The 26038-nt window shown below is 52.6% G+C and carries 19 protein-coding genes and 1 riboswitch; of the genes, 7 read left to right on the plus strand and 12 right to left on the minus strand.

Annotation, left to right across the window (positions count from 1 at the left end; genetic code table 11):
- Positions 1-3: 3 nt before the first annotated feature.
- A complete protein-coding gene (locus P8H26_RS11775) occupies positions 4-861 on the plus strand; it encodes an ABC transporter permease (RefSeq protein ID WP_289633211.1) in 858 nt (285 codons plus the stop codon).
- Positions 858-2615 (plus strand): M14 family metallopeptidase, encoded by a 1758-nt coding sequence (locus tag P8H26_RS11780; RefSeq protein WP_289633213.1) that lies wholly within the window; start codon positions 858-860, stop codon positions 2613-2615. Before P8H26_RS11775 ends, P8H26_RS11780 begins: the two co-directional genes overlap by 4 nt.
- 52 nt (positions 2616-2667) lie before the next feature.
- Here the strand turns inward: P8H26_RS11780 and P8H26_RS11785 are convergent, their stop codons facing one another.
- The 4 genes from P8H26_RS11785 to P8H26_RS11800 form a co-directional block, all read right to left on the minus strand.
- Entirely contained in the window at positions 2668-3120 is a 453-nt protein-coding gene (locus P8H26_RS11785; protein ID WP_289633215.1) for an Lrp/AsnC family transcriptional regulator, read from the minus strand.
- A gap of 32 nt (positions 3121-3152) precedes the next feature.
- A complete protein-coding gene (locus P8H26_RS11790; RefSeq protein ID WP_289633217.1) occupies positions 3153-4469 on the minus strand; it encodes an FAD-binding oxidoreductase in 1317 nt (438 codons plus the stop codon).
- Positions 4470-4572: 103 nt separating this feature from the next.
- Positions 4573-5400: a transporter substrate-binding domain-containing protein gene (locus tag P8H26_RS11795; RefSeq protein ID WP_289633218.1), complete on the minus strand. Its 828-nt coding sequence runs from the start codon at positions 5398-5400 to the stop codon at positions 4573-4575.
- An 87-nt stretch (positions 5401-5487) separates the two neighbouring features.
- A complete protein-coding gene (locus P8H26_RS11800; RefSeq protein ID WP_289633219.1) occupies positions 5488-6453 on the minus strand; it encodes an amino acid ABC transporter permease in 966 nt (321 codons plus the stop codon).
- A 390-nt stretch (positions 6454-6843) separates the two neighbouring features.
- Positions 6844-7151: riboswitch (FMN riboswitch) on the plus strand.
- A 105-nt stretch (positions 7152-7256) separates the two neighbouring features.
- Here P8H26_RS11800 and P8H26_RS11805 point away from each other — a divergent pair.
- Positions 7257-8183, plus strand: a complete 927-nt coding sequence (locus P8H26_RS11805) for a DMT family transporter (protein WP_289633220.1) — start codon at positions 7257-7259, stop codon at positions 8181-8183.
- Between the two features lie 53 nt (positions 8184-8236).
- Here the strand turns inward: P8H26_RS11805 and P8H26_RS11810 are convergent, their stop codons facing one another.
- Together P8H26_RS11810 and P8H26_RS11815 are read right to left on the minus strand one after the other, a co-directional pair.
- Positions 8237-9814 carry a DHA2 family efflux MFS transporter permease subunit gene (locus P8H26_RS11810; protein ID WP_289633222.1) on the minus strand — a complete coding sequence of 526 codons (1578 nt, stop codon included), beginning with the start codon at positions 9812-9814 and terminating at the stop codon, positions 8237-8239.
- Between the two features lie 12 nt (positions 9815-9826).
- Complete coding sequence (locus P8H26_RS11815) at positions 9827-11101, minus strand: HlyD family secretion protein (RefSeq protein ID WP_289633223.1); 1275 nt, start codon at positions 11099-11101, stop codon at positions 9827-9829.
- A 278-nt stretch (positions 11102-11379) separates the two neighbouring features.
- Between P8H26_RS11815 and P8H26_RS11820 the strand changes: the two genes are divergently transcribed.
- From P8H26_RS11820 to P8H26_RS11830, 3 genes are all read left to right on the plus strand, one after another.
- Positions 11380-12045 carry a TetR/AcrR family transcriptional regulator gene (locus tag P8H26_RS11820; RefSeq protein WP_289633224.1) on the plus strand — a complete coding sequence of 222 codons (666 nt, stop codon included), beginning with the start codon at positions 11380-11382 and terminating at the stop codon, positions 12043-12045.
- Between the two features lie 139 nt (positions 12046-12184).
- Positions 12185-12901 (plus strand): lysoplasmalogenase, encoded by a 717-nt coding sequence (locus P8H26_RS11825; RefSeq protein ID WP_289633226.1) that lies wholly within the window; start codon positions 12185-12187, stop codon positions 12899-12901.
- Complete coding sequence (locus tag P8H26_RS11830) at positions 12894-14297, plus strand: coniferyl aldehyde dehydrogenase (RefSeq protein WP_289633227.1); 1404 nt, start codon at positions 12894-12896, stop codon at positions 14295-14297. The genes P8H26_RS11825 and P8H26_RS11830 overlap by 8 nt, the downstream gene beginning before the upstream one ends.
- Before the next feature lie 58 nt (positions 14298-14355).
- On the opposite strand, the gene P8H26_RS11835 is transcribed toward P8H26_RS11830, so the two are convergent.
- Positions 14356-19854 carry an alpha-2-macroglobulin family protein gene (locus P8H26_RS11835; RefSeq protein ID WP_289633228.1) on the minus strand — a complete coding sequence of 1833 codons (5499 nt, stop codon included), beginning with the start codon at positions 19852-19854 and terminating at the stop codon, positions 14356-14358.
- A 224-nt stretch (positions 19855-20078) separates the two neighbouring features.
- Here P8H26_RS11835 and P8H26_RS11840 point away from each other — a divergent pair, with 224 nt between their 5' ends.
- A complete protein-coding gene (locus tag P8H26_RS11840; protein ID WP_289633230.1) occupies positions 20079-21002 on the plus strand; it encodes a LysR family transcriptional regulator in 924 nt (307 codons plus the stop codon).
- Here P8H26_RS11840 and P8H26_RS11845 read toward each other — a convergent pair.
- From P8H26_RS11845 to nikC, 5 genes are all read right to left on the minus strand, one after another.
- The gene (locus tag P8H26_RS11845; protein WP_289633232.1) at positions 20999-22339 is read right to left on the minus strand and encodes an MmgE/PrpD family protein; all 1341 of its coding nucleotides are present in this window, start codon (positions 22337-22339) and stop codon (positions 20999-21001) included. The two genes, P8H26_RS11840 and P8H26_RS11845, sit on opposite strands and share 4 nt — an antisense overlap.
- A 20-nt stretch (positions 22340-22359) precedes the next feature.
- Positions 22360-23361, minus strand: a complete 1002-nt coding sequence (locus tag P8H26_RS11850) for a serine hydrolase (protein ID WP_289633234.1) — start codon at positions 23359-23361, stop codon at positions 22360-22362.
- 75 nt (positions 23362-23436) lie between these two features.
- Positions 23437-24210, minus strand: coding sequence for an ABC transporter ATP-binding protein (locus tag P8H26_RS11855; protein ID WP_289633235.1), 774 nt, complete (start codon positions 24208-24210; stop codon positions 23437-23439).
- 11 nt (positions 24211-24221) lie between these two features.
- Entirely contained in the window at positions 24222-25085 is an 864-nt protein-coding gene (locus tag P8H26_RS11860; protein ID WP_289633236.1) for an ABC transporter ATP-binding protein, read from the minus strand.
- An 18-nt stretch (positions 25086-25103) separates the two neighbouring features.
- Positions 25104-26030, minus strand: coding sequence for a nickel transporter permease (gene nikC / locus P8H26_RS11865; RefSeq protein ID WP_289633237.1), 927 nt, complete (start codon positions 26028-26030; stop codon positions 25104-25106).
- Positions 26031-26038 lie beyond the last annotated feature (8 nt).

The following is a 26038-nucleotide window of genomic DNA, read 5'->3' on the forward strand; positions in this document are numbered from 1 at the left end:
AAAATGGCCGCGAAAACATCCTCTTCCCTGCTGTTCTCCCGCCTGTTCAGCCTTGAATTCATTCTCGGTGTTGGCCTGACAGCCATTATCTGTTTGGCTGTCCTGTTCTCCGGCCTGCTGTTTCCTGATGGCGGGGAAAAGATTGATCTGATGGCGCGTCTCACGCCACCATTCACCAATATGTCCCATATTTTCGGCACCGATCCGCTCGGTCGTGATGTGCTGGCACGCGTTATCACCGGCGGTAAAATCTCGCTGCTGGTCGGCTTTGTTTCCGTTGCCGGTGCCGTGGTTATCGGTGTCATTATGGGACTGGTTGCCGGTTACTATCGCGGCTTCTGGGACATGGTGGTGATGCGCTTTGCCGATGTGCAGCTGGCGCTGCCTTTCATTCTGCTGGCCATTACCTTTATCGCCATTGTCGGCGGCGGCCTGATGAATACCATCATCCTGCTGATCGTTTCTCAATGGGTACAATATGCCCGTCTGGTACGCGGTTCGGTACTGGCGCTGCGTGAGCGTGAATTCATCCTCTCCGCCCGTGCCATCGGTGTCAAAGACTGGCGCATTATTTTCCAGCATCTGCTGCCGAACCTGCTTGGACCGGTAATCGTGCTGATGACACTGAATGTTGCCAATAATATTTTGCTGGAATCCAGCCTGACGTTCTTGGGGCTTGGTGTTGATCCGACCATTCCAAGCTGGGGCGGGATGCTGGCCGATGGCCGTACTTACCTGCAAACCGCATGGTGGGTCAGCGTCTTCCCGGGTCTGGCAATCTTGCTGACAGTGCTTGGTCTCAATCTTCTGGGTGACTGGCTGCGTGACAGCCTTGATCCGACTGGGAGAACCTCCCGATGAGCATGATCTTTGAAAAAAGCTTTGAGCGCAGCATCGACAAGCTGGTTGCCCGTTTTTCCGATCCATCGATGAAAGACGCAACGGTAGAAGCTTGGCTGTTCGATGATCAGCCAAACCGCAAGGCAGCGGAAGCAAAATTGCAGGCACTTGGCGTTAAAGCCAAACTGCATAGTGCCTATAAGCCACTGGTGCAGTTCTTTCTTGAAGATGTTGATTGCAACACTCTCAAACAGATCAGCATCGCCTATCCTGCCCATGAGGCCTGCGCAGCTAACCGTTTTCTGCTGGAAACCTATCCGCTGACCAAATTGACCGGTGATGCGGAAATCGAGTTCAAGCCATCCGGCAAACAGGATTTCACCTATCAGGTAACGCTGACAGACAACAACGGCACCGTCACGCAGCACGAGGTTTTCGCGCCCAACCGCACCCATCAGGATGCCATTGGTGAAACACTGTTGTCGCCTACCGGTTGGTTGAAAGTCACACATCAGGGTGAAACCACATCCGAGCACTTTGAGACCGATCTTGAACAGCTGTTTCATGCGGGCATCGCAGCTATAGCCAATCACGCATGGGGCGATACAGAGCCATATTTTGAAGAGCTGAATATTGCTGTCTCGCTACCAATCAAAGATCAGAAGCTAGCCTATGCGGAAGAATCCATCAGCCTGACCGAAGCCCTGCACGAAGATTTCTACTTTGCACTGCTGGAAGTGTTTCAAAAGAAATCCGGCCGCCCTCTCGGTGACCGCGGTTTGCAGCCGGGGCAGATTGTGCCGGAAATCACTTACGCAGATGCTGCACCGTCGATCCGCATCTCTGCCCGCGCTCTATCTACACAAGACAGTACCGGCGAAAGCCAGACACTTGCCACCGCACAGGCTCCACTGTTTGCAGCACAGATCGCACAGGAACTGGAGCACATCGGTGGCGAGGCATTCAGCGCCCAATCCCGCTCCGGTCGCAGCGTTCTTGGCCGCTATATCAAAGGCACAGATGAGCCGATGATTATCAGCGGCGGTCAGCATGCCAATGAAACCACCGGCGTGGTTGGTGCATTGCGTGCAGCGCATGAGCTGAAATCCCGTAAGGGTGCGCATTTCACCATTTCCCCGCAGGAAAATCCTGACGGCTATGAGCTGCATCGCCGCCTCTGTGCTGATAATCCGAAGCATATGCACCATGCGGCGCGTTACACCGCTATGGGCGATGATCTGGAATATCGGTGTGGCGAGAAGCCCAAGGGGGGACTTGGCGAAAAAGCCATCCGCACACAGGCTGAAGCGCTGACCGGCGCCAAGCTTCACGTGAATCTGCACGGCTATCCGTCCCATGAATGGACGCGCCCGCTCTCCGGCTATATTCCGCGCGGCTTTGGCATGTGGACATTGCCGAAAGGCTTCTTCCTCATCGTCCGTCATCACTCCGAATGGGCGCAGCAATCAGAAGAGCTGGTTGACCACGTTACCCGCCATCTCTCGGCCATTGATGGTCTGGTGGATTACAACAATGCGCAGATCGCCTTGTTTGAAAAACACGCAGGCGAAACCGGCTTCCGCATCATCAACGGTTTCCCTTGTCTGATCGGTATTGATGACCGTCATACGGTACCGCTGACGCTGATCACCGAATATCCGGACGAAACCATTTACGGTGAAGATTTCATTCGCGGCCATACGGCGCAGATGGAGACAGTGCTCTCGGCTTACGAAGCACTGCAAAAACTATCAGCCAAATGGCTCACAGTATAAAACAGAAAAGGCGGGTCTCCCCGCCTTTTTTAATACCTATAACAAGCTGAATTTATAAATTCGTACCGCGATTGAATTTTGTTTCCATCACAATATTCGAGGTCGTGCGGACAATACCCATCATTTCATTGATCTTATTGATCTCGGCATTGAGCTTTTCCAGCGTGTCCGTGCAGATATGAATGATCAGATCCCAATCACCGGAAATCGAATGGACCGCCTGCACAGCTGTCAGGGTTTTCAGCTGTTTGATAACATCCGGAAAGTTCTTGTTGTTCAGTGCCGCGAAGGTAAAGCACTGGATCGGCGAACGGTTCACATTGGCACCAAGGCGCACCGAGTAACCATCAATAATCCCGTTGGTTTCAAGCCGCTGAATGCGCTCCTGCAAGGCAGTTCTGGAAACGCCGAGCTGACGCGCTAGAGACGCCACAGATTCACGGGCATTCTTCTGCATTAATGCCAGTAACTGCTTATCCTTATCGGTCATTTGCATGAGCGTCATTCCAAATCTCAACCCGTATTTTAGTCCGCATTTCAGCGATGAGCGCCCTTATACCGCCCTTCCTGAAAGTAATCCATCAGGCGCAGATAGGAGTAGACCGTTTCAGCAGCTATCGGGCCCAATACGCCACCGTTCCATGTCAGGCCGTAAGGCTCAAACAGACGGATACGGTCGCTCTCGCCACTCACCGCTTCTGCCACCACACGGCCGCCAATCGCAGTTGTGTTCATGCCATGCCCGCCAAAGGAGCTGCAAGCCCACAAGCCGTCTTCAATTTTGGCAACATGCGGCATTTTATGGCGGGAATAACCCATCAATCCCGACCAGGCCTTCTCGATTTTCACATCCTGCAGACCGGCGAAAACATCGCACATATCTTTGCGCAGAATTGCCGCGAGACGTGTCTCATCCTGTTCATTCTTGGTGGTGATACGTCCGCCCCAGAGAATGCGGTCACCCTCAACCACACGGTAGTAATCCGATGAACGACGGTCATCGCCAACGGCATCCGTAGTGCGGATGAAATCCTGCAAACGGCTGCCCAATTTCTCGGTCAGTACAACATAAGTGGCAATCGGCAGGAATGAGCTACGGAGCTTTCCGAATTCAGCACCGCCATAGCCACCGCAACAGAACACCACATCATCACATTGCACAGAGCCTTGAGCCGTTTTGACCGTATAACGACCGGTTACTCCTGCCTGTGTATTACGGTTGTAGAACTGCATCGCGCTGTTTTCGAAAATCTTTCCGCCTTTGGCGCGGATCAGATCAGCCAGCCCCAATGCATAATTAAGCGGATGAAAATGAAAGCCTGTGCTATCACGCAGAGCCTGTTTATAGATCGGTGTATTCAGTTTCTGGCGGACGGCAGCGGTGTCCAGATATTCATATTCATAATTGAAATGCTGTGCCATGCGATCGCGGTAGCGTTGCATTTGCTCCGCAGCCTCATAACGCACTACACTCAGCTTGCCTTTGACAATATGACAATCCGGGAGATTGTTTTGCTCAATATTTTCGCGGACAATTTCCACGCCTTCAACCGACATGGCAAAAAGCTTTTTAGCGTCTTCAAAACCGCTGCGCTTTTCAATCGCGCCTAAGCCTTCTGCCCAGCCATTCAGGCAGAAACCGCCATTGCGCCCCGACGCACCCCAGCTCACCTTGTTTTCTTCAATCACAATCACGGATTTATTGCGCTTCAGCAATTCCCATGCAGTTGTCAGACCGGCAAGCCCGCCGCCGACAATACAGACATCGGCCTGCAGATTTTGCTGCAAGCTTTCATAAGCAGAAGATGAAGCAACGCGTGTGGCGCTGTAATAGGTAGCCGGATATGAACTCATAATTATACTGCTTCTTACAGAAAATGTGTTTCAGTTTGCAAAAGACAGTACCGGTTTCTGACTACGGGGGAAGGTCAGAAACCGGCATGCAGTAACAGACTGATTATTTCAATTTGGTATAATCCACACCATACCATTTCACAGACAGTTCAGACATTGTGCCGTCAGTTTTCAACTGTTCGAAAATGTCTTTAACCTTAGCTGTAAATTCCGGATCGCCTTTATCAACTGCAACCGCCAGTGGCTCGTAGAAGGCAGGTTCACCGGCAAGAGCGCGGATCGGATAACCACGCTTCACCGCATTTTCTACCGTCGGCATGGCGGAAACAGTGGCATCAAGACGTGTACCGTCACCAAGACGCAGATCGTCAAGCGGGCCAACGCTGTCGCCATAGGTTTTAATGTCGCCAGGCTTCACATCATATTTAAACTCAGGCACACCCACGGCATCAATCTTCAGATTGCCGTTGATGTAATCTTCCGTGGTCGTACCACCTTCAACACCAATGGTCTTACCGTTCAGATCGGCGCGGTTTTGAGCCTTTGAATCTTTATGCACAGTGAAAACATAAGGTGTGTAGTAATAAACGGTCGGGAAATCGAGAATGCGGGCGCGACCTGTTGTCGGGGTCATGGAGCCGACAGAAATATCCCAGCGGCCATTCCAGTTACCGGCAGTGATGATACCCCATTCAGGCGTTACAAAACGAGCCGTTGCGCCGAGACGTTTGGCAACTTCAGTCGCAACGTCAATATCAAAGCCAACAAGCTTGTCGTCTTTCATGAAAGACTGCGGCGGCCAGTTTGCAGCGGTTGCAACAACCAGCTCTTTCTTTTCTGTAACACGGTCGAGCGTTTCACCTGCAAAAGCAGGCAGGCTAACACTCAGCGCCAATGCGGCAACTGCAGCGGATAAAATTGTATTTTTCATGTGGGTTCCTCCCCTGAGCATGCTTAAAATAATGCGACAGTTTGGTCAGAACGGCTGACCTCCCGTATTACATAGGCTTGATATTTCTTAGCGTTCCTGACGCTTCATGCGTTTTTCCAACACAGCCTGGCAGCGCTCAAGAATGATCGACAAAATCCAGTATAACATCGCAGCCGTAATCAGCATTTCCAGATGGCGAAACTCCTCACGCCCCTGAGTACGCGCCAAAAACATCAGTTCCCACACGCCAATAACCGATACGAGCGATGAATCTTTCAGCATGGCGATAAACTGGTTTCCTGTCGGCGGAATAATCAGCTTCATCGCCTGCGGCATGATAACTTTGCGCATTGTGGTGAACGGGCGCAGGCCAAGCGCACGGGCAGCTTCCCATTGGCCGCGCGGAATAGACATGATGCCGCCACGGAAAATCTCAGTCATATAAGCGCCATAGCAGAGCGACAGAGCAAGCACACCAGCCGGCACAGCATCAATCACATAACCAAGCTGCGGAATACCCAGATAAATCAGATAAATCTGGATCAGCAGCGGTACACCACGAAAGAAAGAGGTATAAAACGAGGCGATTGCGACCGCAAAACCGTTCTGGGAGAGTTTGGCAATGGCACCGATAATCGCCAGCACAAAGGCAATCGCAATGGAGATCGCCGAAATATAAACAGTTGTGAAAACACCCTGTGTGATCAAAAACGGCAGTTTCGACAGGATGAAGCTATAGGAGAGATCAAAGCTGTAGAAAAAATACAATGCAGCAGACAAAAGCGCCAGCCAGACAACAACGGTTTGTGTCTGCATCGGCAATTTGCCGACAACATTGATGATCAGTGTCAGTACCAGCGAAGTGACGGCCGAGACCGCGATAATACCGCCGGTCGACTGTAATAATCCGGCCAACCCTGTGGCGGCCGCATCACCGGCACCTGATTGATTCCAGTTATTCCAGATCATGAAAATGAAGGTAATGAGGGCGAATGCCCCTAAAAACCACGGCTGCTGCGTGATTTTATTTTTCTGAACTTTATCGTAATACATACTGCTCTGCTCCCTGCCCCTATGTCTCCGTCAAAAAAGCGCAGGCTTCCACCCGAACATTTGCCGGAAATGACACAAAAAGCAGGCAATTTCACTGAAATAGATATCACTATGCGATTCAAAGCTGCTGATTTAACTGCATAAGCGCATCATTGACTTCTGAAAAAGTTATTTCGCAGGTTATAACAGGCTTAAACACACCTTCAGAGCAGTCGATTTCACATTATTTAATTCCCTGTTTAATGTCGTGCATTCAGCAATCATTTTGTGCGTTTTCAGGACACAGCGTTGCCGGTTATGCGACTTGATTTATGTGAAGCCGCGACATAAATTCACCTCATGCAGACAAGCTGCGGCTCGCTCCTCAGTTTGTCTGCATAGTAATTTTAATCCAGTTCTCAGGGCGGGGTGTAATTCCCCACCGGCGGTAACAGGCGTAAGTCTGAAGCCCGCGAGCGCTTAATTGGAATGCAAAGCAGGCACCAAACATAGAGTGCGCCTGCCCGTATTCTGGTTATAGCGTGCTGAAAATGGTGTTTTCCGAGAACCGGAGCGGAGTGTACTTTTAGTACATGAGCACCGGAAGTGTAGAAAAACGACATTTGCAAGCCGCTAGAGCCTGAATACTCCAGTTAGGGTCAGCAGATTCGGTGTGATTCCGAAGCCGACGGTCATAGTCCGGATGCAAGAGAACGGGGCTGAAATGGCATTGTTGTGTGACGGCTACCTGCCGTCCGTATTATGCGTTTTTCTTCCCGTACTATTCCCCTGAGGTAACAGGCTTACGAGACAGGAAGAAAACGTTGAGCCCAATTGCCTCTGTTCAGACTTTAAAACCAACCGTCCGCGGTGCCGCTCTCATGCTGGCTGCTGCGGCCGCCTATGCAGGCGTCAATGTTGCCACCCAATGGGCAGGCACACGCACCGGCATTCCTTCAGTCATCATTGCTTTTTGGCAATATGTGGTTGCCCTTGTGCTCACATTGCCGCTGCTGATCCGCGAAGGCACAAAAGCACTGCGCACCAATCATCTCGGGTTGCATGTTATTCGCGTAGCTCTGGCTGCCGCCGGTGTGCAGGTCTGGATTTTTGCCCTCACCCATGTGCCAATCTGGCAGGTGATTGCGCTATCCATGACCTCGCCGTTTTTTGTTATTCTCTGCGCACGATTATTCCTGCGTGAAGAGGTAACACAAACACGCCTGCTCACCACTTTGGCAGGCTTTGTCGGCGCGTTGATTATCATCGCCCCGTGGTCAGATACCTATACTGTCTATTCTCTGCTGCCAATTCTGGCCGCAGCGCTCTGGGCAGGCTATTCGGTGATGACCAAATATCTGACCCGTTTTGAAACAACGGCCAGCATTTCCGTTTATATGCTGATCCTGCTAACACCGATTAACGGCGCACTCTGGGTTGCATCAGGTGTCGGATTTCCGGAGATTGCAGCGCCGTCTATGGAAATCTGGTCAATTCTGCTGACCATCGGCATTCTCACTGCAATGGCACAGTATTTCCAGATCGCAGCCTACTCAGCTGCGGATGCTGTTTATTTGCAGCCTTTTGATGATCTGAAACTGCCGCTGAATGTCATTCTCGGCTGGATCGTTTTTGCCGCTGCGCCAAGCATTAATTTCTGGCCGGGTGCTCTGCTGATTGTCGGCGCATCGCTCTATCTGATGCGTCAGGACAGCGGGCGCTCCTCACCACAAATACAAGCAGCACAATGAGATAGCAAAACGGCGGGTTTCTACCCGCCGTTTTTATTTGAACTGACACGCCCTTAATGTCCTGCCGCTTCTTTCGGCACATCACCGGGCTTTTTCATCATGGTCGCAAAAAAGGCCAGCGAGACAAACAACACGGTCAAAATCATAAACACATCAATGAACGACATCAGCGTTGCCTGCTGGCGCACCATGCCGGAGAGTTTAACCAGCGCAATATTGGCACCGTCCATACCGGCCGCATTAAATTTAGCGGTCAGATTGGCCAGCATTTCCTGAGCTTCGTGGTTGCCCCAGTTCAGATGCTCCGACAATTGCGCATAATGCAAATCACCACGACGCATCAGCATTGTATTGATCATTGCCAGACCAATCGCACCGCCAAGATTACGCATCAGATTAAACAGCCCCGATGCATTTTTAATATGGGATGGCGGCAATGTGCCAAGCGCCAGATTGTTGATCGGCACCATACAGAGCATCATTGAACAGCCACGCAGAATTTGCGGCAACAACAGCTCGTAGAAATCCCAGTCCGCCGTCAATCCCGTCATCAGATAGGTACCGGCGGCAAAGCCGATAAAACCGATCATCATCATCAGACGCGGATCCATCCGCGTTGAGAGAAACCCTGCCAGCGGCGCTGTCATAAACATCGCCAGACCACTGACAAACAAAGCCTCACCGATCATCAGCGCATCATAGCCGCGAATACTGCCGAGATAGAGCGGATAGAGATAGGTCAGCCCGTAAAGCCCCACCCCCATGATGAACGAGAAACTGGAACCAAGCGCAAAATTCATATTCCTGAAGGCCGAGAGATCAACAATCGGCTCTTCGGCTGTAAACGCCCTGTAGAAAAATGTAACCGCACCGGCAACCAGCACAAATGTCATGATCACAATATGGCTGTCCTGAAACCAGTCATTGCGCGGCCCCTCTTCCAGCACATATTCCAGAGAGCCAAGAAACGCCGCCATACCGGCCAGTCCCCACCAGTCGAATTTAGCCAGCAGGGATTTATCACCCTTATCGAAATCGATCAGATTCCATGCGGCAATCGCCACAATAATACCGGGTCCCACATTGACCAGAAACAGCCAGTGCCATGAAAATGCATGGGAAAGATAACCACCGATTGTCGGTCCCACGGTCGGCGCCAAAGTTGCCACCAGCCCGACAATCGGGGAAACGATGGAGCGTTTGGACGGTGGGAAAATTGTAAAAGCCGCAGCAAACACACTCGGGATCATACCACCGCCGATGAAGCCCTGAATCGCACGATAGACGATCATCTGCTCGATATTCGTCGCGGTTGCACAGAGCACACTGGCCGCAGTAAAGCCCGCCGCCGAAACCGTGAACAGAACACGCGTGGATACCAGCCGCCCGAGAAAACCAGACAGCGGTATCATAATCACTTCCGCGATCAGATAGGAGGTTTGCACCCACGAAATTTCATCGGAACTTGCCCCTAAGCCTGCCTGAATTTCAGCCAGAGACGCAGACACAATCTGGATATCCAGAATGGCCATAAACATGCCGAAGACCATTGCCAGAAACGCAAAGGCTTTTCTCGGATCAATCTTTTCTTCGGCGGCAGGCACTGCCTGCATAGTGGTTGAAACGGCCATAGCTGAACAGGCCTACTCTGCGGTTGCAGTCTTTTGCGGTGCAGTACGTGTGTCCACATCCACAACAACACTCAGACCTGCACGCAATTTACCGGTTGCCAGTGCCTCTGCCGGAATAACAATACGTACCGGCACGCGCTGAACAACCTTGGTGAAATTGCCTGTGGCATTTTCCGGTGGCAGCAGGGAGAAGACAGAGCCAGAAGCAGGCGACAAGGATGCCAGCTTGCCTTCAAACGTTTCACCACCCAGCGCATCCACCGTGAAATGCACGGTCTCGCCACCCTGCAAATTCTTCAGCTGTGTTTCTTTAAAATTGGCATCAATATACAGCGCATTCACTGGCACCAGTGCTGCTATGCGCTGCCCTGCACTGACCAGATCACCCTTTTTACCGGTCAGATTGCCGACAACACCGTCAAATGGTGCGCGCAATGTTGTGAAGGACAAATCGCGTTGCGCTTTATCCCGCGCCAGCTCCAGACTGCGAACCTGACTTGATGCCTCGTTATATTGCGCTTTCAAAACGCCGATATTGGCCTGAGCCGCCGCAATCTGCGCCTGAGCATTCGCATCCGCCGCCTGTGCCTGCGCCAGTGCAGTTGTTGCACGGTCGAGGTCAGACTGGGAAACGAAACGCGTATCATGCAGCTTGGTAACCCGCTCCATTGTTGACTGAGCATTAGTCAGTCCGGCAGCAGAAGACTGCTGAGACGCGCGCGCCTGCGTTAACGCGGCCTCTGCGGCCACAGCCTGCGCATCAATTCGCGCCAGTGTTTGCTGCTGGGTGGCAAGCGCTGCGTTCTTTTCATCGAGCGCAATCTGATAATCGCCCTGATCAAGCTGGAAAATGGCATCACCGGCTTTGACATGACTGTTGGCACTCACCAGCACATCATCAATATAACCGGTAACCTTCGGTGACATCGCCATGATGTCCCCGTGAATATAGGCATCATCGGTGGAAACCATAAAGCGCCCTGTTGTCCACCAGTCATAGCCATACCATGTGCCGCCAGCCAATGCTGCAATCAGCACACCGGTCAGAATTTTACGTTTACGCGAAGGCTTCACTGGCTGATCATTTGCCGGTGATACCTGCTCATTCACAGACTGTGCCTGCTCATCGCGCGGCGGCTCGGTATTTGCGCCGTCATCATTCTGCGGTACCCGCTTAAACTCTGCCGGTGCAACAACATGCTCCGCTTCGAGATGTTCAGGACGACCGGCATCCGCCGCAAACGGTTCAGTCGGATTTAATTTAGCTACAGATTTAAATGCGGACATGGGGGCGACTTTCTTAAAGAACAGGCCGCATTGCCAAGAGGGAGGAACAAATCAATATCAAAAACAGGCAATGACAGTCACAATAAAACCGCAGCAGATTATTCGTGTGACATCTAAATTAGCGGACGGCTTGCATCCGGAAACCACATTTGTCACACTTCAAACCGATCGGTTCGATGTTGACATAAAGCAAGCCAGACGTCATATCAATTGAAATCGCACTGATCAGTTCGAAATACTGATTTTTTTGCTCATCCATATATCGGAAACATACAGGCATGACAGGCAACAAAGAGTCACAGAATGGTCGCCACGGCGCCGGACAGGATCCGGCAAAGCGTCAGAAAATTCTGGACGGTGCGCAAAATGTATTTCTGCGCATGGGGTTTGATGCTGCGAGTATGAATGACATCACCCGTGAAGCCGGTGTGTCCAAAAGCACGATCTATGTTTATTTCGAGAGCAAGGACGAATTGTTTGAAACGCTCTGCGAGCAACATCGCAGCGTTTTATTTTCGCAGATCGAGGCAATTAACGGCGACGCCCTGTCCAGTAAAGAGAGCCTGATTGCCTATGGCGTGGCGCTCGTTACGCTTGTCACATCAGATATGGTTATCAGCGCCCAGCGCACTATTCTCGGTGTCACAGAACGGAAACCGGAAATGGGTGTGCGTTTTTATGAACGCGGACCACGGCGCGGGCTGATGGTACTCAAAGCCTATATTGAAAAGCTTGCCGAGCAAGGGATCATCCGCGTACCGGATGTGCAGCATGCAGCCTATCAACTGGCAGAACTGTTCCTTGCTGGCATCTATCGCCAACGACTGTTCGCTTATATGGAAGAAGCTCCGACAGCAGAGCAAATCCGCTATAATGTTGAATCCGCAGTGAATATGTTCTTCGCGGCCTATGGTACGCAACCGGATGCTCCTGAAGCCGGATAACTCCGCTCCCGCTTCCCTCAACATCACTATGCGGCGACTGCAATTGTGATTGCAGCAATACAGATTTGCGCTACTCTGCCTCAAACAACAGTTTACGTTCAGGTCAATTGAACAGGCTGTGTAAAGGGGGAGAAAATGCATGGCCGTCGGGAACACATCACAAACAACCAATAATCACTCTGCCGCAATGCTGGTCTATATGCTACTTGCTGCGGCAGCCATTACGGGTGCATTGCTTGGCGCTTCACTCAGTCCTGAATGGCGTTGGCTGCATTATCTCACCAAGCCGACGGCTACGGCTTTCCTGCTGTTTCTGACTTTGCAGATTAAGCACCCTGCATCCCGCCATTATCGCAATGCAATTGCGCTCGGGCTGGCCTTTGCTATCGGCGGCGACTTCTTTCTGATGTTACCGGGGGATTATTTTCTGGCAGGCCTCATCTGCTTTCTGCTCACCCATTGTGCTTATATTTATGCACTGCTGTCCGATCATGCTGCGTTCAAGCCCGCTGTCTTTATCGGTTTTGCTGCCATTGCGCTGCTGATTATTTCCGGACTGTGGAACAGCCTGCCAGATGGTATGCATATTCCGGTCGCCATTTATGCTATTGCATTGGCGCTGATGGCCGCACTGGCACTCAACCGCGCTATCAACATGACAATCGCTGACCGAAATACAAAACAGGCGGCCAAAATTGCGGCTTTTGGCGGTATCTTCTTTGTTATCAGTGATAGTATTCTGGCTTACGGGCGTTTTCGTTTTGATATACCGCTGAACCCGCTCTGGGTGCTCGGCACCTATTATACAGCGCAATGGTGTTTTGCCCGTTCTGTTTTAAGGGTTACAAATGACTGAGCAACTGAGCACAAATTTTGCGATTTTGCGTGATGCATGGCTGCAAAACCGCCCTGATGAGCGGCAACGCCGCGAGGATTTGTTGCGGTTGCGCACAGCCTTCAAAGCCAGTCTGCCGCAGATGACAGAAGCGATTTCACGCGATTTCGGCCACCGTTCCACCCATGAGAGCATGATGGCTGAAGCCGTGATTGTGCTGAAAGAAATTGACACTTCTCTGCGTCATCTCAAAAAATGGATGAAACCACAAAGACGTAAAGCCGGATGGCAGTTCTGGCCTGCAAAAGCAGAAGTCCGCCATGTACCGCTGGGCGTTGTAGGCATCATGTCACCGTGGAATTATCCGGTAAACCTGTCGCTCACACCACTGGTTTCCGCACTGGCTGCGGGCAATCATGTTTACATCAAACCATCCGAGCATACGCCGCATACCAATGCTTATCTCTGTCACCTGTTGCGCGAGATTTTTCCTGAAAACCGTGTGAACATTGCCCAAGGTGGTGCAGACATTGCCGCAGCTTTTTCTGCCCTGCCTTTTGATCATTTGTTTTTCACCGGCTCCGGTGCTGTGGGTAAAAAGGTTATGGCCGCAGCAGCCCGAAATCTGACACCCGTCACATTGGAGCTTGGCGGAAAATCACCCGCGCTGATTGCGCCCGATGCCGATCTTCCCAAAACCGTTGCCCGTATTCTCACAGGCAAGTTCTTCAATGCCGGACAAACCTGTATTGCGCCAGATTATGTGCTGCTGCCGGAGGCTCTACTTGAGGATTTTATTGCAGAGGTAAAGCAACAAACCAAACAGCGCTATTCCCGCCTCGACAGTCAACCGGACTACACTGCCATCATCAACGAAACCCAATATAAACGCCTCACAGGCCTGATTGATGACGCGAGTATACGCGGCCATAAAATTATCCCGCTCTTGTCACTGGATGATGAGCAGAAGGCAAAAGAATATCACATTCTGCCGCCCATGCTGGTGATTGAGCCATCCGATGACAGCGCCGTCATGCAGGAAGAGATTTTCGGCCCCCTGCTACCGGTAAAAACCTATCCATCTTATGATGGGGCGATCCGCTTCATCACCACACGTGACCGTCCGCTGGCGCTGTATTGCTTCAGCAAAAACCATGAGAACATCGAGCGTGCGCTTTCACATATCGTTGCCGGCAGTGTCTGCATCAATGATACGCTTTACCAGTTTGCTTGCGCCGATTTGCCATTCGGCGGCGTGGGCATGAGCGGCATGGGGCATTATCACGGTGAGGAAGGGTTCAAAACCTTTTCAAAAGCCATGCCTGTTCTGCACAAATACAATCCGGCAGCGACCGATTATCTGCACCCGCCCTATGGCAGATTTGCCAATTTTATCATCCGTCTGCTAACCAGATAATCCGCACAAAAAAGCCCCGCCTGAAATGCTCCGGCGGGGCTTTTATATTTTAACCGGCTTATTGGGCTGGCTGCACTTCCATCATGCCCTTTGCGCCGCGGGCAAAATATTGCGGACGATACATATCTTCCACATAGGGTGCCGGATGTGCATAGGTTCCGGGCGTAACTGCCCGCACGATATAAGCAACAGTATATTCACGGGCATTGCCGCCACTGCTGTCAAAGGCAGCCACAAAACGATCACTGCGGAACTCGCTATGGGCAACCGAAGTCGCTCCCAGCCAGCCGAAATTGCTCAAATCCGCACTGTTCACAACGCGCGGATTGTCAATTTCAAATCCGGCAGGCAGCAAATCCGTCACCAGCACGCGTGAAGCCCAGTTATTGGCTTCAGCCACTTTCAGAACAACCACATAACGCTCATTCTGCTGAGCCGCGGAGACACTGATCTCTTCACCATCCAGCGTGTAATAGCTGCGTGCAATGGTAAAGCCATCACCACCGGCAGGAGGCGCTTCCACAGGCGTGGCAATCGTTGTGATCACTGCCGTTACCGGCTTATCACCGGTATTACCAATAGTGACCGGAGATACTTCAAGCTCTTCCCCTGTCAGACGCTCAGACATTGCTCCCTGACGCGCTTCACCATTCAGCGAAAGTGTCAGATTGGCATCTTCGTCTTTCAGCCCCTTGGCAGCCAGAAGCAGCCATGCCTGCTCCTGCGTGCTGGTATAGCGGGTAGAGTTGCTCAGGCCACCCACCAGCTTGGTCAGCTCCGGTACGATTGACGGTACCGGACGGCTTTCCGCAGCCAGTGCTAGAATAGCCGCTCCGTCACGCAGGTTCGAACCATAGTCCGACCGCGCCCACGAGATATTGCCCTTATTTGCAAGGCGGTAGGCCGAGGCAAAAGCCTGTTCAGAACGGGCACCGTCACCGTAAAGCGCAAGACTTGCACCGAGCTGGGCACGGGACAACGGCGTTGCGAATTCTTCAAGTCGGGTATCTACGTAATAACGCAGATCCGCAATGGAAGCACGGCGGTTGCGTGACAGGACATAGAAGGCATAGGCAATAGCATTGCCATTGTCCTTGATTGAAACATCATAGGCCAGAGCATTCTGCAGATTATCCAGTGCCAGCACCATAGCCTGCTGCGGAACCGCATAATTCTGCTCACGGGCACGGGTCAGGAAATCCGTCACATAGGCATCGAGCCACAGGTCACCGCTATCCGGCGACCAGAGACCAAAGCTGCCTGAAGACGACTGATTATTCAGCACCTTGTAAACTGACTCCTGAATGCGCTCGCGCAGTTCCTCCTCGGTGTCTTTCATCGGCATACCGGCCTGCTTGGCCAGTTCGCTCATATAGAGCAGCGGCAAAGCGCGGCTGGCTGTCTGTTCGGTACAGCCATAAGGGTAACGATCCAGCGCAGTCAGCATGCCCGGAATATCAAAACCTGAAGCATTGGACACATTAATGCTCACCGAAGCACCGTCCATACGCTGATCAGCCAACAACTCTTTGTTGATGATGAGAGAACCGTTGACGGCAGCAAGCGTTACTTCCTTACGTGTGGTTTCCGGCAGAGAAGACGCCCGCACCGGCAGGATCAGATCCTGCGAGATGCTCAATCCGCTTTCATGGGTCAGCTGAACTGTCAGTTCTGCAATACCTGCTTTTTCAGCTTTCAAAGGCAAAGTCAGATGTGTCTTCTGCCCCTGTGCCAGCGTAATCGCGGAAGGTGCCTGTTCCTGCGGAACAGCAACCAGACCGGTACTGACAACGCTTACAGTGTAATTTCCGGCAGGGCCGTCTGTGTTGGCGATATCCAGACGCAGCTGCGCCTGATCTTCCGGTGCCATGAATTTTGGCAGAGCAGAGGTAATCACCACCGGATCGCGGATAATCACGTCAGATTGCGCATTGCCGACAGCGGTTTTCGTCCATGCCACAGCGCTGATCCGCGCCGTTCCGTTGAACTGCGGAATATCAAAGCTGACATTGGCCTTGCCGTCTGCACCGACCTCAACAGGACCAGCAAAGAAGGCGACCAGTTTTTCAGTCGGAGGGGAACCTTCAGCAGCCATCTGTGCACCGTCACCACCAGTGCGCAAACGTCCCATTGATCCAAGCGAACCATCAATCAGACGGCCGTAAAGATCACGGATTTCAAGACCGAGCTGACGCTGGCCGAAATACCAGCCCGCAGGATCTGCCGGTTTGTGATTGGTCAGATTGAGAATGCCGACATCCACAGCCGAGATCATGACAAAAGCCTGATCACCGGACTTCAGCCCGCCGATGGATACCGGAATTGTCAAAGGTTTGCGCGGCTCGGTTTTCTCCGGTGCTTCAATGCGCACAGAAAGTTTGCGCTCAGCGGGATCAACCGCCAGCCAGCGAATGCCAATGGCACGCGCAGGCATACGGGTTTCCTGTGCTTCGCCCGGACGATAAAGGCTGGCAGTAATATAAGCGCCTGCGCCCCATTCACCACTCACCGGAATCTCAACTTCCGCACCCTCAGCAGAAACCGAAACGGTTTTGGTCATCAGCAGACTGTCGGCGCCGACAGTGACCAGCAGCTCACCGGCAAAACGCGGTGAGATTTTCAGCTTGGCAGTTTCACCGTCTTTATAAATGTCTTTGTCCAGCGCAACTTCCAGGCCATCAGGCGTTTCAGTAGAACGCGCCTCGACATACCAGCCTGCATCAAACTCAATGCTAGTCTGCGGGCCGTCAGGATCAGATGTTGCAACCTCAAGGCGATAACGTCCCCACTGCACAGGAACCTGTACAGCACCGGCATTCTGCTCACTCACGGAAACCGTGCCGTCTGCCACCTTTTTCGTATAGGTAACCGGCTCATAGTTCCATGAACTGCCGCTGCGATACCACTGATAATTACGCTCAACCTTGATCAGCGACCATTCCAGTCCTTCTTCAGCCAAACGCTTACCATCGGCATCACTGAGAATAACCGAGAACTGCGCATTGCTGTTTTCAGGCAGGCTTTCGCTGTCAAATTCAGGCTTGATACCGATCATGGCACTGTCGGAGGCAACCGGTAAAGTCAGCTTGCGCTCAACCGCGCGGCCGCCGCCTTCACGCATGCGCACAACAATATCCGCATTCAGACGCTGTGTTGTCACCGGTAGGTCATTCAGCAGCACCGGAATTTCGGCCTTGCCCTGCTCATCCAGAACCGGCAGATCATCCAGCGTAATGCGTGTATCTTCCGGCTGTTCTTCATCCGCCAGACCGAAAACATATTTCGGGAACAGCTCCCATGTACGGGTCGGGCGGATATTAACTTCACCCTCAAGGGTCAGACCAGCAGCCGGTGCACCATAAAGATAACGGCCGTCAACTTTAACCACAGCTGCATCCCCGGCCTGAATTTCCTTCACATCCGATGTCAGGTCAAATTCCGTGCGATCCGGCACAAAATCCTCAACCAGAAACTGCTTTTCCGACAGCGGCGAAGCTTTAGGATCGCTCAGAATACGCAAAGTCCAGGTGCCGCGCATGGCATTATCCGCCAGCGGCAATTCCACGGCATGGCCACCAGCTGCCTGTGATGTGCTGACAATCGCACGGTCTTCCACACCATCCGGACGCAGAAAAGAGAAGGTCAGCGGTAAATTATCAACGGCCTTTGCAGCACCGTCACGCACTAATGCTGCCGCATGTACAGTCTCACCGGTGCGGTAGATACCACGCTCAGTCCAGCCATAAACATCCAGTGCTCCCGGCGCAGGGCGGCCTGTCACACCACGATCGGAAAGGTCAAAACCGGCGCGTTTCATATCGAGAAACACATAGTCTTCCTCGCCATTATCACCCTTGCTGCGGGCAGTCAGAATGGCAGGCGCCATCGCGGCTGTACCGCGCATCAAACCAGCGGTGAAGGTCGCACGGCCATCGCTGTCGGTGGTCGCAGTACCCAGCACTTCATTATTGGCGGCCAGCAATTGCAGTTCCACACCATTCAGCGGTTTGGCTGTTGCCAGAGAACGGGCAAAAACATTCAGACCATCTTCACCGGCAAAAGTTGCAAGGCCGGTATCGGACACCAGAAACCACTGTGTGGCCTGCGAGCTCCAATATTCCGACTTATCGCCTGAAGCCTTGGCGGTCATGATATAAATGCCGGGTTTGCGTTTCGGCAGCGCTTCATCAACCGGAAAGGCTGATACGATTTCCTTATTCAGATCGCTCTCAACATCCAGCTTGCCGGTATAAACCTTTTCGCCGAGCGAGCTTACGATCTGCGATGTTGCATAACCATCCAGCTGGCCAAAGAAACTGATACCGTCCATCGACTGTGTGAGCGCGCGCTCACCAACGCGGTAAATTTCAAGATCAATGGTTTTCACGTTGATGCTAACGACAGGAATACCGCGACGCATGGTGCTTGGCAGCACAAAAGCATCGCCGTTGAAACGCACTGTCGGCGCACGGTCACGGATATAGATATTCAGAGCAACAGGCGCTTCGATCATCTCACCGATTGCCGCAGGCAGACCGGAACGCAAACCAATGCGGTAATTCTTGCCGTGCTGCAAACCCTCGATACAAATCTGCCGGTCTTTCGCTTCCACACCTTTCGGCGTTGCATCATCAACGGTCACAAAAGAAGCATAATCAATGCCGCTTTTCATCAGCGCTTCAGAGAGCTGAATACAAACCCGCGGGCTGGCGCTGTCGCTGTCAACGGTATGATCGACAACACGGAAACCCTTGCGGGCGCGCAGTTCTTCATAGGCCGCATTAACCGAGGCAGAGTTTTGAAGAGCAAGGCTGGCTTTATAGCTGTCCAGTGCAGGACGGAAATTCTCACGAAGCACCAGCGCCTTGGCCAGATTACTCAAAGCCTCAGCACGGTCGGAAACCGTGCGGCTCAGCTGATAGGCAACCACAGCGGAGGAGGTAGCCGCGCGTTTGATCTGCCAATTGGCCTCATTACTTTGCGCTGCGGAAAGCGTTGCGCGGCTCAAGCCCTGCCAGACTGCACTGTTTTCTTTGGCAAGCGGAACAATACGGGCAAAATCAATCAGCGCTGAACCTGCATCACCGGATTCCAGAACACGCTGTGCATCGCGCAATAATGCGGCTGCATCACCTGATGGTTTATCTGCTGTACTCAGCTGATTGCGATAGGTGCGTGCTTCATCCAGTATGCTAGCCGGCACAAAGCTCAACGGTGCCGGTGCACCGATCTCTGCCTGTGCAGCCACATCCACAACTTTACCGGCAACAGCACCGTCAAAACTGCTCAGCTGGTTATAGTCGGATTTCAGGAAACACCATTTGGCCTTCACATTATAAGTGAAAGCGCGGCATTCATCGTCTTTGAGGCAGATATTCTCACACTGGCCGAGACTGACATCTTTTTCCGTGCGCAGATCAAAACCGGGATAATCACCGTTCTGCGTTGTTTCGATCGTCCTTGTTCCGTTTTGGGCAGTCTGCGCCAATGAAGGCTGAACAGACAAGGTAAGCGCTGCGGACATGAAAAGGCCAGCAAAGACAGCACGGATCGACATCGGGATTCTCCGGTCAATTGAATTTTAAACCAGCATGAAACCTGCAAGCCACCTCTTGTCAAGTCAACTATACCGATAGGGAAAAGGAAATTTAAGTATTTCCCAAACAAAAAAATCTATTCAAATCCGTATGTTCCGCATATTTCAGATGACCTTGCTTCTGATTTATTCTAAAAGTAAATCACTTGTTTAAAGACAAAAATACTCTGGTGCGGATTTTTTCTATGGAATTGAAGTGGCTCGAGGATTTCCTCTGCCTGTCGCAGCATCTGAACTTTTCCCGGGCGGCCAATGAGCGAAATGTCACGCAATCCGCATTGTCGCGCCGCATCAGGCAACTTGAGGCATGGGTCGGCGTACCGCTGATCGACCGCTCTACTTATCCCATTCGTCTGACCCTTGCCGGACAGAGTTTTTTGCACCGCGCCCATGATGCCGTCGGCCTTCTCACCCATGCCCGTGATGAGCTGAGCGCACGCTATACGCCAATGCTTGAGGTGTTGTCTTTTGCAACCCTCAACACATTATCGCTCACATTTTTCCCCGCACTTATGGCAGAAATTGAGAAGAACGGAGATAATTTCAGAACCCGTTTTTCCGATCCGCATCCCTCATTTCTCGGCAATGTCTCAACACTGCTCAACGGAAATTGTGATTTTTTACTGACTTATGCCCATCCGTCCGTCAGCCAGATGGATGATCTGAGGAATTTTCCTTATCTGTCGCTCGGCCACGAAAAAGTCATTCCCGTTTGCGCGGCCGACACCGCAGGTCAGCCGTTGCACTGCCTGAAAAACGGAACATTACCGACTGAATATCTTCGCTACCGCAATACGACATTCTTTGCTCAGGTTCTCGATCCGCTTGTCGAAAACCGTGGTTTAAAACTCAATATGGTCTATGAAAACGGTATGGCAGTTGGTTTGAAAGCTATGGCTGTGTCCGGTCAGGGCGTTGCATGGATTCCACAGAGCCTGATGCCCGATGAATGGAAACGGGGCATACTCGTTAGAGCGGGCACAGAAGACTATGACCTCGATGTGGAAATCCGCATTTATCGGTCGCAGCGTTTTCGCACCGACTATGCTGAGCGCTTCTGGCGACGCGCATCAGCACTCGCCGCCAGAGAGATCAATATACTTAGCTAATGAAAAAGCGCCTTTAGCGGTTTGAGATCCGGCGCTTCATCGAACTTCAACAATTGCGCATAAATCGCAGCGGCGTCATTCATCCCACCACAGCAATCCATAAACTTCTGAAACCTGTCTGTATCAGAAAAGGGTTGCTGTAGCGTGCCGACTGCAAAATGGCGCGATGCTGTCAGCACCTGACCACTGTGTAATTTTACCGTCACACGATGCGGCAGCTTATCCTGTACAATCCGTTCCTCATCCGCACTGTAGCTCAGCATTGTCACACGACTCAACAACGCATCATCCGCATGCTCCTGCACGGCCTGCGGTGTGAAATCAGCAAGACCGAGACTGCCCTGCCGCAAAGCACGCGCCACACAATATTGCATGGAAAACCGTGCCTGCATTTCATCAACCGGCTGCGGATAGGCGAGATTGCGGTAATTGGCGATACCAACCAGCGCTTCAATACTCTCCACATCTACAGCAGTGAAATGATGCTCACGCATCAGATCCAGCAAGCCATCAATGATCAAATGCGTTGAACCACAACACGGGTGACGTTTCGGCATTACCCCTGCGGTCTCAATAATATGCTCTGCGTCAGCGATTATCGCTTCCGTTTTCCACCCGCGGCGCTGATCTCCGGCAAACAGGCTATGAAAACCCTGTCCGCCTTCCAGAATATCGTGCCGCGCCTGCATTCCGGCTTTTGCCAGCAATGCCGCCTCCACGGCATTGCGCGCCGCCATGCCCGCATGAAACGGCTTAATCAGCGTGCCGAACTGACCTTTAGTGCCGGAAGCATAGCTCACCGCAATGGTGATTGCTCGCGCTGTTGCCTCTTCACTCAAACCCAGCAGATGCGCAACCGCTGCCGCAGTGCCGATACTGCCAATTGTGGAAGTTCCGTGCCAGCCTGCCGTATAATGCGCCTGCCCGACACCTGCACCGACCAAAGCCTGCGCCTGCAAACCCGCCAGATAGGCATCAATCAGTTGCGCGCCGGATATCTTGTCAAAATCCGCCACAGCCAGCAGTGCCGGTACAATCACCGCCGAGGCATGGCTCATACCGGGTAGAAAATTATCATCATAGTCCAGCGCATGAGCTGCGGTGCCGTTCACTAACGCCGCCAGCATCGGGCTTGATGTTTTACCAGTCACCAGCAGCGCCTCTCCCGCGCTGCCGCTCAGGGCAAAAGCCTCAAACACTGTTTTCGTGCTCGGATCACTACGCCCTGCCACCATACAGGCCAGCGTGTCGATAATGGCATCGCGCGCCAGCAGACGCGCCTTTGCACTGGTTACCGGTTTTGCGCAAACTTGCGCAATCGCTCCGGCAACCGTCATTTCCTCCTCCCGCATTTCCCTCACCCCTGAAATGCGTCGAAGATCAGTTTCAGCAAGCGACCGAATTTGTGACGGTTCAACTGGCGGCCGGTAATATCCGTATCCACACGGTGCACAATCACCATATCCAGCGCCGGAATGGTAATGCAGAAATGGCCGCCCGCACCAAAGCCCGCATAGCTGCCCTTAGGTGTAACAACACCGGGGAAGAACACACCGTCCCGCTCCAGCCACCACATATAGCCATAGGCACCGCGTGCGCCTGCATCAGAATAAGGCATTACGCATTCCTGCGCCCAGCCCTTTGGAAGCACATCTTCACCGTTCCAGCGGCCATTGCGTAAATAGAGCTGGCTGAAACGCGCCAGATCACGGGTGGACAGGCGGAACGGATAGGCAGCATGGCGGCTCTCGGTAAAACGGTCATGCCAGCCGTCCGGCTTCGCACCGCTGAGTGAGAAATCCTCAAACTGCAACGGCTTGGCAATGCGCTCATCAAAGGCCTGATGCACGGTCTTACCGGTCAGCTGTTCAAAGATCGTACCCAGCGCATTGAAATCCCAGTTATTATAGCACCAGAAGGTGCCAGGTGCATGGGAGTGACGCTTCTCTTTAATCATGCGCATCCACGGCGTTTCATAACCCGCCGCATGATAAATACCGGAACGCGCAGTCAACAGATCATGGACCGTTGCCTGTTTTTCAACTTCGCTCAAGCCCTCATTATCATCAATACCGAGCTGTTCGAGTGACAAGCTCAGATCTATGGTGCCATCGGCCACATCCTGCCCCATCAAAGCCGCAAGAATGCTTTTGCGGATCGAGTGGCAGAGATATTTATGGGTAACATCACCATAGCTATAAATGACCTTTGCACCTTGCACGATCATCAATGCATCGGTTTCCTGACCACTTGCGCAAGCCTCAACGGCTTGCAAACCGGCCTCCGACCAGCCTGAGGCCGCAGGATTTTGTACCCGCTCCCATTCAGCCGCCGGATTGGCCGCATGCTGATAACTCATATCTCTTCCCCCCGATCCATTTTCAATTGTCGCGCATTTTATCCAAAAACCGTTTCACACTTTTTGGAATGCGCTTTAATTATGCGCCACGGCTTCAACACTGGCCTGCAAAAATTCCTGCGTATAAGGTGCACTGGCGCGTGACTGGCGCAGATCATCTGCCGTCAGCTCTTCCAGAATAATGCCTTTGTGCATCACGCCGACCCGCTCACAAATATGCGCAACCACCGCCAGATCATGGCTGACCATCAGATAGGTCAGGCCACGTTCACGGCGCAGGGTTTTGAGCAGGTTGAGAATTTCCGCCTGAACAGAAACGTCCAGCGCCGAGGTCGGCTCATCGAGCAGCAGCACGTCCGGCTCAATAATCAACGCACGGGCAATTGCCACACGCTGACGCTGACCACCCGACAATTCATGCGGATAGCGATACATAAAGCTCGGCCCCAAACCGACAGCCGTCAACACATCACGGATACGCTCTTCTTTGCGATCCATGCCGTGAATGGTCAGAGATTCCGCCAGCACTTTATGCACCATCTTGCGTGGATGCAGCGAAGCATAAGGATCCTGAAACACCATCTGCACGCGGCGGAAGAAGGATTTGTCCCGCTCGCCGGACAGCAATGTACCGTCAAAACTGAAATTGCCGGTATAATGCGGGATCAGGCCGGCCAGCGCACGCAGGATTGTGGACTTACCGCAACCGGATTCCCCGATCAGACCATAAGCCTCACCACGGGCAATATGAAAACGGGCTTTCTTGACCACGGTTGAGCGCTTGCGCCCCTTGCCAAAGCTGACAGACAGATCAGACACATCCACCAGCGGCTTTGCATTTTCACTCATAATATCCGCCATTATTTCTGACCTCCGCTGAGGGTCGCGCCTGAAAGCCAGCTCGGATCACGCTCCGGCACTTTCAGCATATCCACCGGCTGGTCGAGACGCGGCAGGCTGGAAAGCAGAGCCTGCGTATAAGGATGCTGCGCTTTGTGCAGTTCTTTGGCAGGAAGATCTTCCATGATACGACCGGCATACATCACCAGCACGCGGTCGCAGAAATCCGCCACCAGATTGAGATCGTGGCTGATAAACATCAGTCCGGTGCCGGAACGGCTCACCAGTTCATCCAGCACGGTCAGCACCTGACGACGCACTGTCACATCGAGCGCCGAGGTCGGTTCATCCGCAATGATCATATCCGGTTCTGGGATCAGCATCATTGCGATCATCACGCGCTGTCCCATACCGCCGGAAATCTCATGCGGGAACAGGTTCATCACCCGCTCCGCATCACGGATATGAACGGCTTCCAGCATGGTCAGTGTGCGCTGACGGGCTTCCTGCTTATTCACCCGATGATGCAGCCGGTAGGCTTCCATAATCTGGTCGCCGATACGGATCAGCGGATTGAGCGAATATTTCGGGTCCTGCAAAATCATCGAGATTTTATTGCCGCGAACCGAGCGCATCTGGCGCTCGCTGGCACCCAGCAAATCAACATCGCCGAATTGCATCTTCTTCGCTTTAATCTGCGCTGCCTTCGGCGTCAGTTTGAGGATCGAACGGCCGGTCATGGATTTACCGGAACCGCTCTCCCCTACGATACCGACTTTCTCGCGTCCGATGGAAAAGCTGATGCCACGCACCACATCGATTGAGCGGTCAACACCCGGAAAGGACACCCACAGATCTTCAACTTCTAACAGAGGTTTGGTCATTTGATTTATCCGTTCCTCTTATCCGTTACGCGGGTCAAGCACGTCGCGCAAACCATCACCAAACAGGTTGAAGGCAAGGCTGGCGAGAAGAATGGCGCAACCGGGCATGGCTGCGAGCCACCACGAGGTCATCATGAATTCGCGACCGCTGGAGAGCATAGCGCCCCATTCAGGGCTTGGCGGCTGAGCGCCGAGACCGAGGAAGCCGAGGCCTGCGGCAGTGAGAATGATCGACGACATATTCAGCGTGATACGGATCACCACAGAAGGGATACACATCGGCACAACGTGATACCAGATCACGCGCATGGTGGAAGCGCCCTGCAAGCGAATGGCAGCCACATAATCCGATGAGCGGATGGTCAGTGTTTCCGCACGCGCCAGGCGGGCAATCGGCGGCCATGCAGCCAGCGAGATCGCAATCACGGCATTTTCAATGCCGGGTCCGAGAGCCGCCGCAAAAGACAGCGCCAGAACAAGACTCGGAAAAGCGAGGAAAATATCAACGATACGCATCAGCGCCGTATCAACCCAGCCGCCCATATAACCGGCAGTGGTGCCGACAATCAGGCCGATTGGTGCAGCGATAATTGCCGTCAGCGTCACGATATAAAGTGTAATCCGTGAACCATAGACAAGACGGCTAAAAATATCGCGTCCCAGCTCATCGGTGCCGAAATAATGCGCCCATGACGGCGGCTGCAAACGGTTGGCCAGATTATTCGCACCGATATCATAAGGCGCGATATAAGGCGCAAAGATCGCCACAGCCACCAGCAACAGAATAACGAACAGACCAAAAACTGCGGATGTATTGGTCAGAAGCTTCAGCCATGAACGGCGCAGCTGCTGGATATAGGCCTGAAAGGCCGAGGAAGGCACCGGCGCACGCAGCCATTCACGGAATGACACAGATGCTGGTGCAGAATTAGAAGTATCAGTCATAGAAGCAC

The organism is Pseudochrobactrum sp. sp1633, assembly GCF_030376605.1.
Classification (GTDB): domain Bacteria; phylum Pseudomonadota; class Alphaproteobacteria; order Rhizobiales; family Rhizobiaceae; genus Pseudochrobactrum.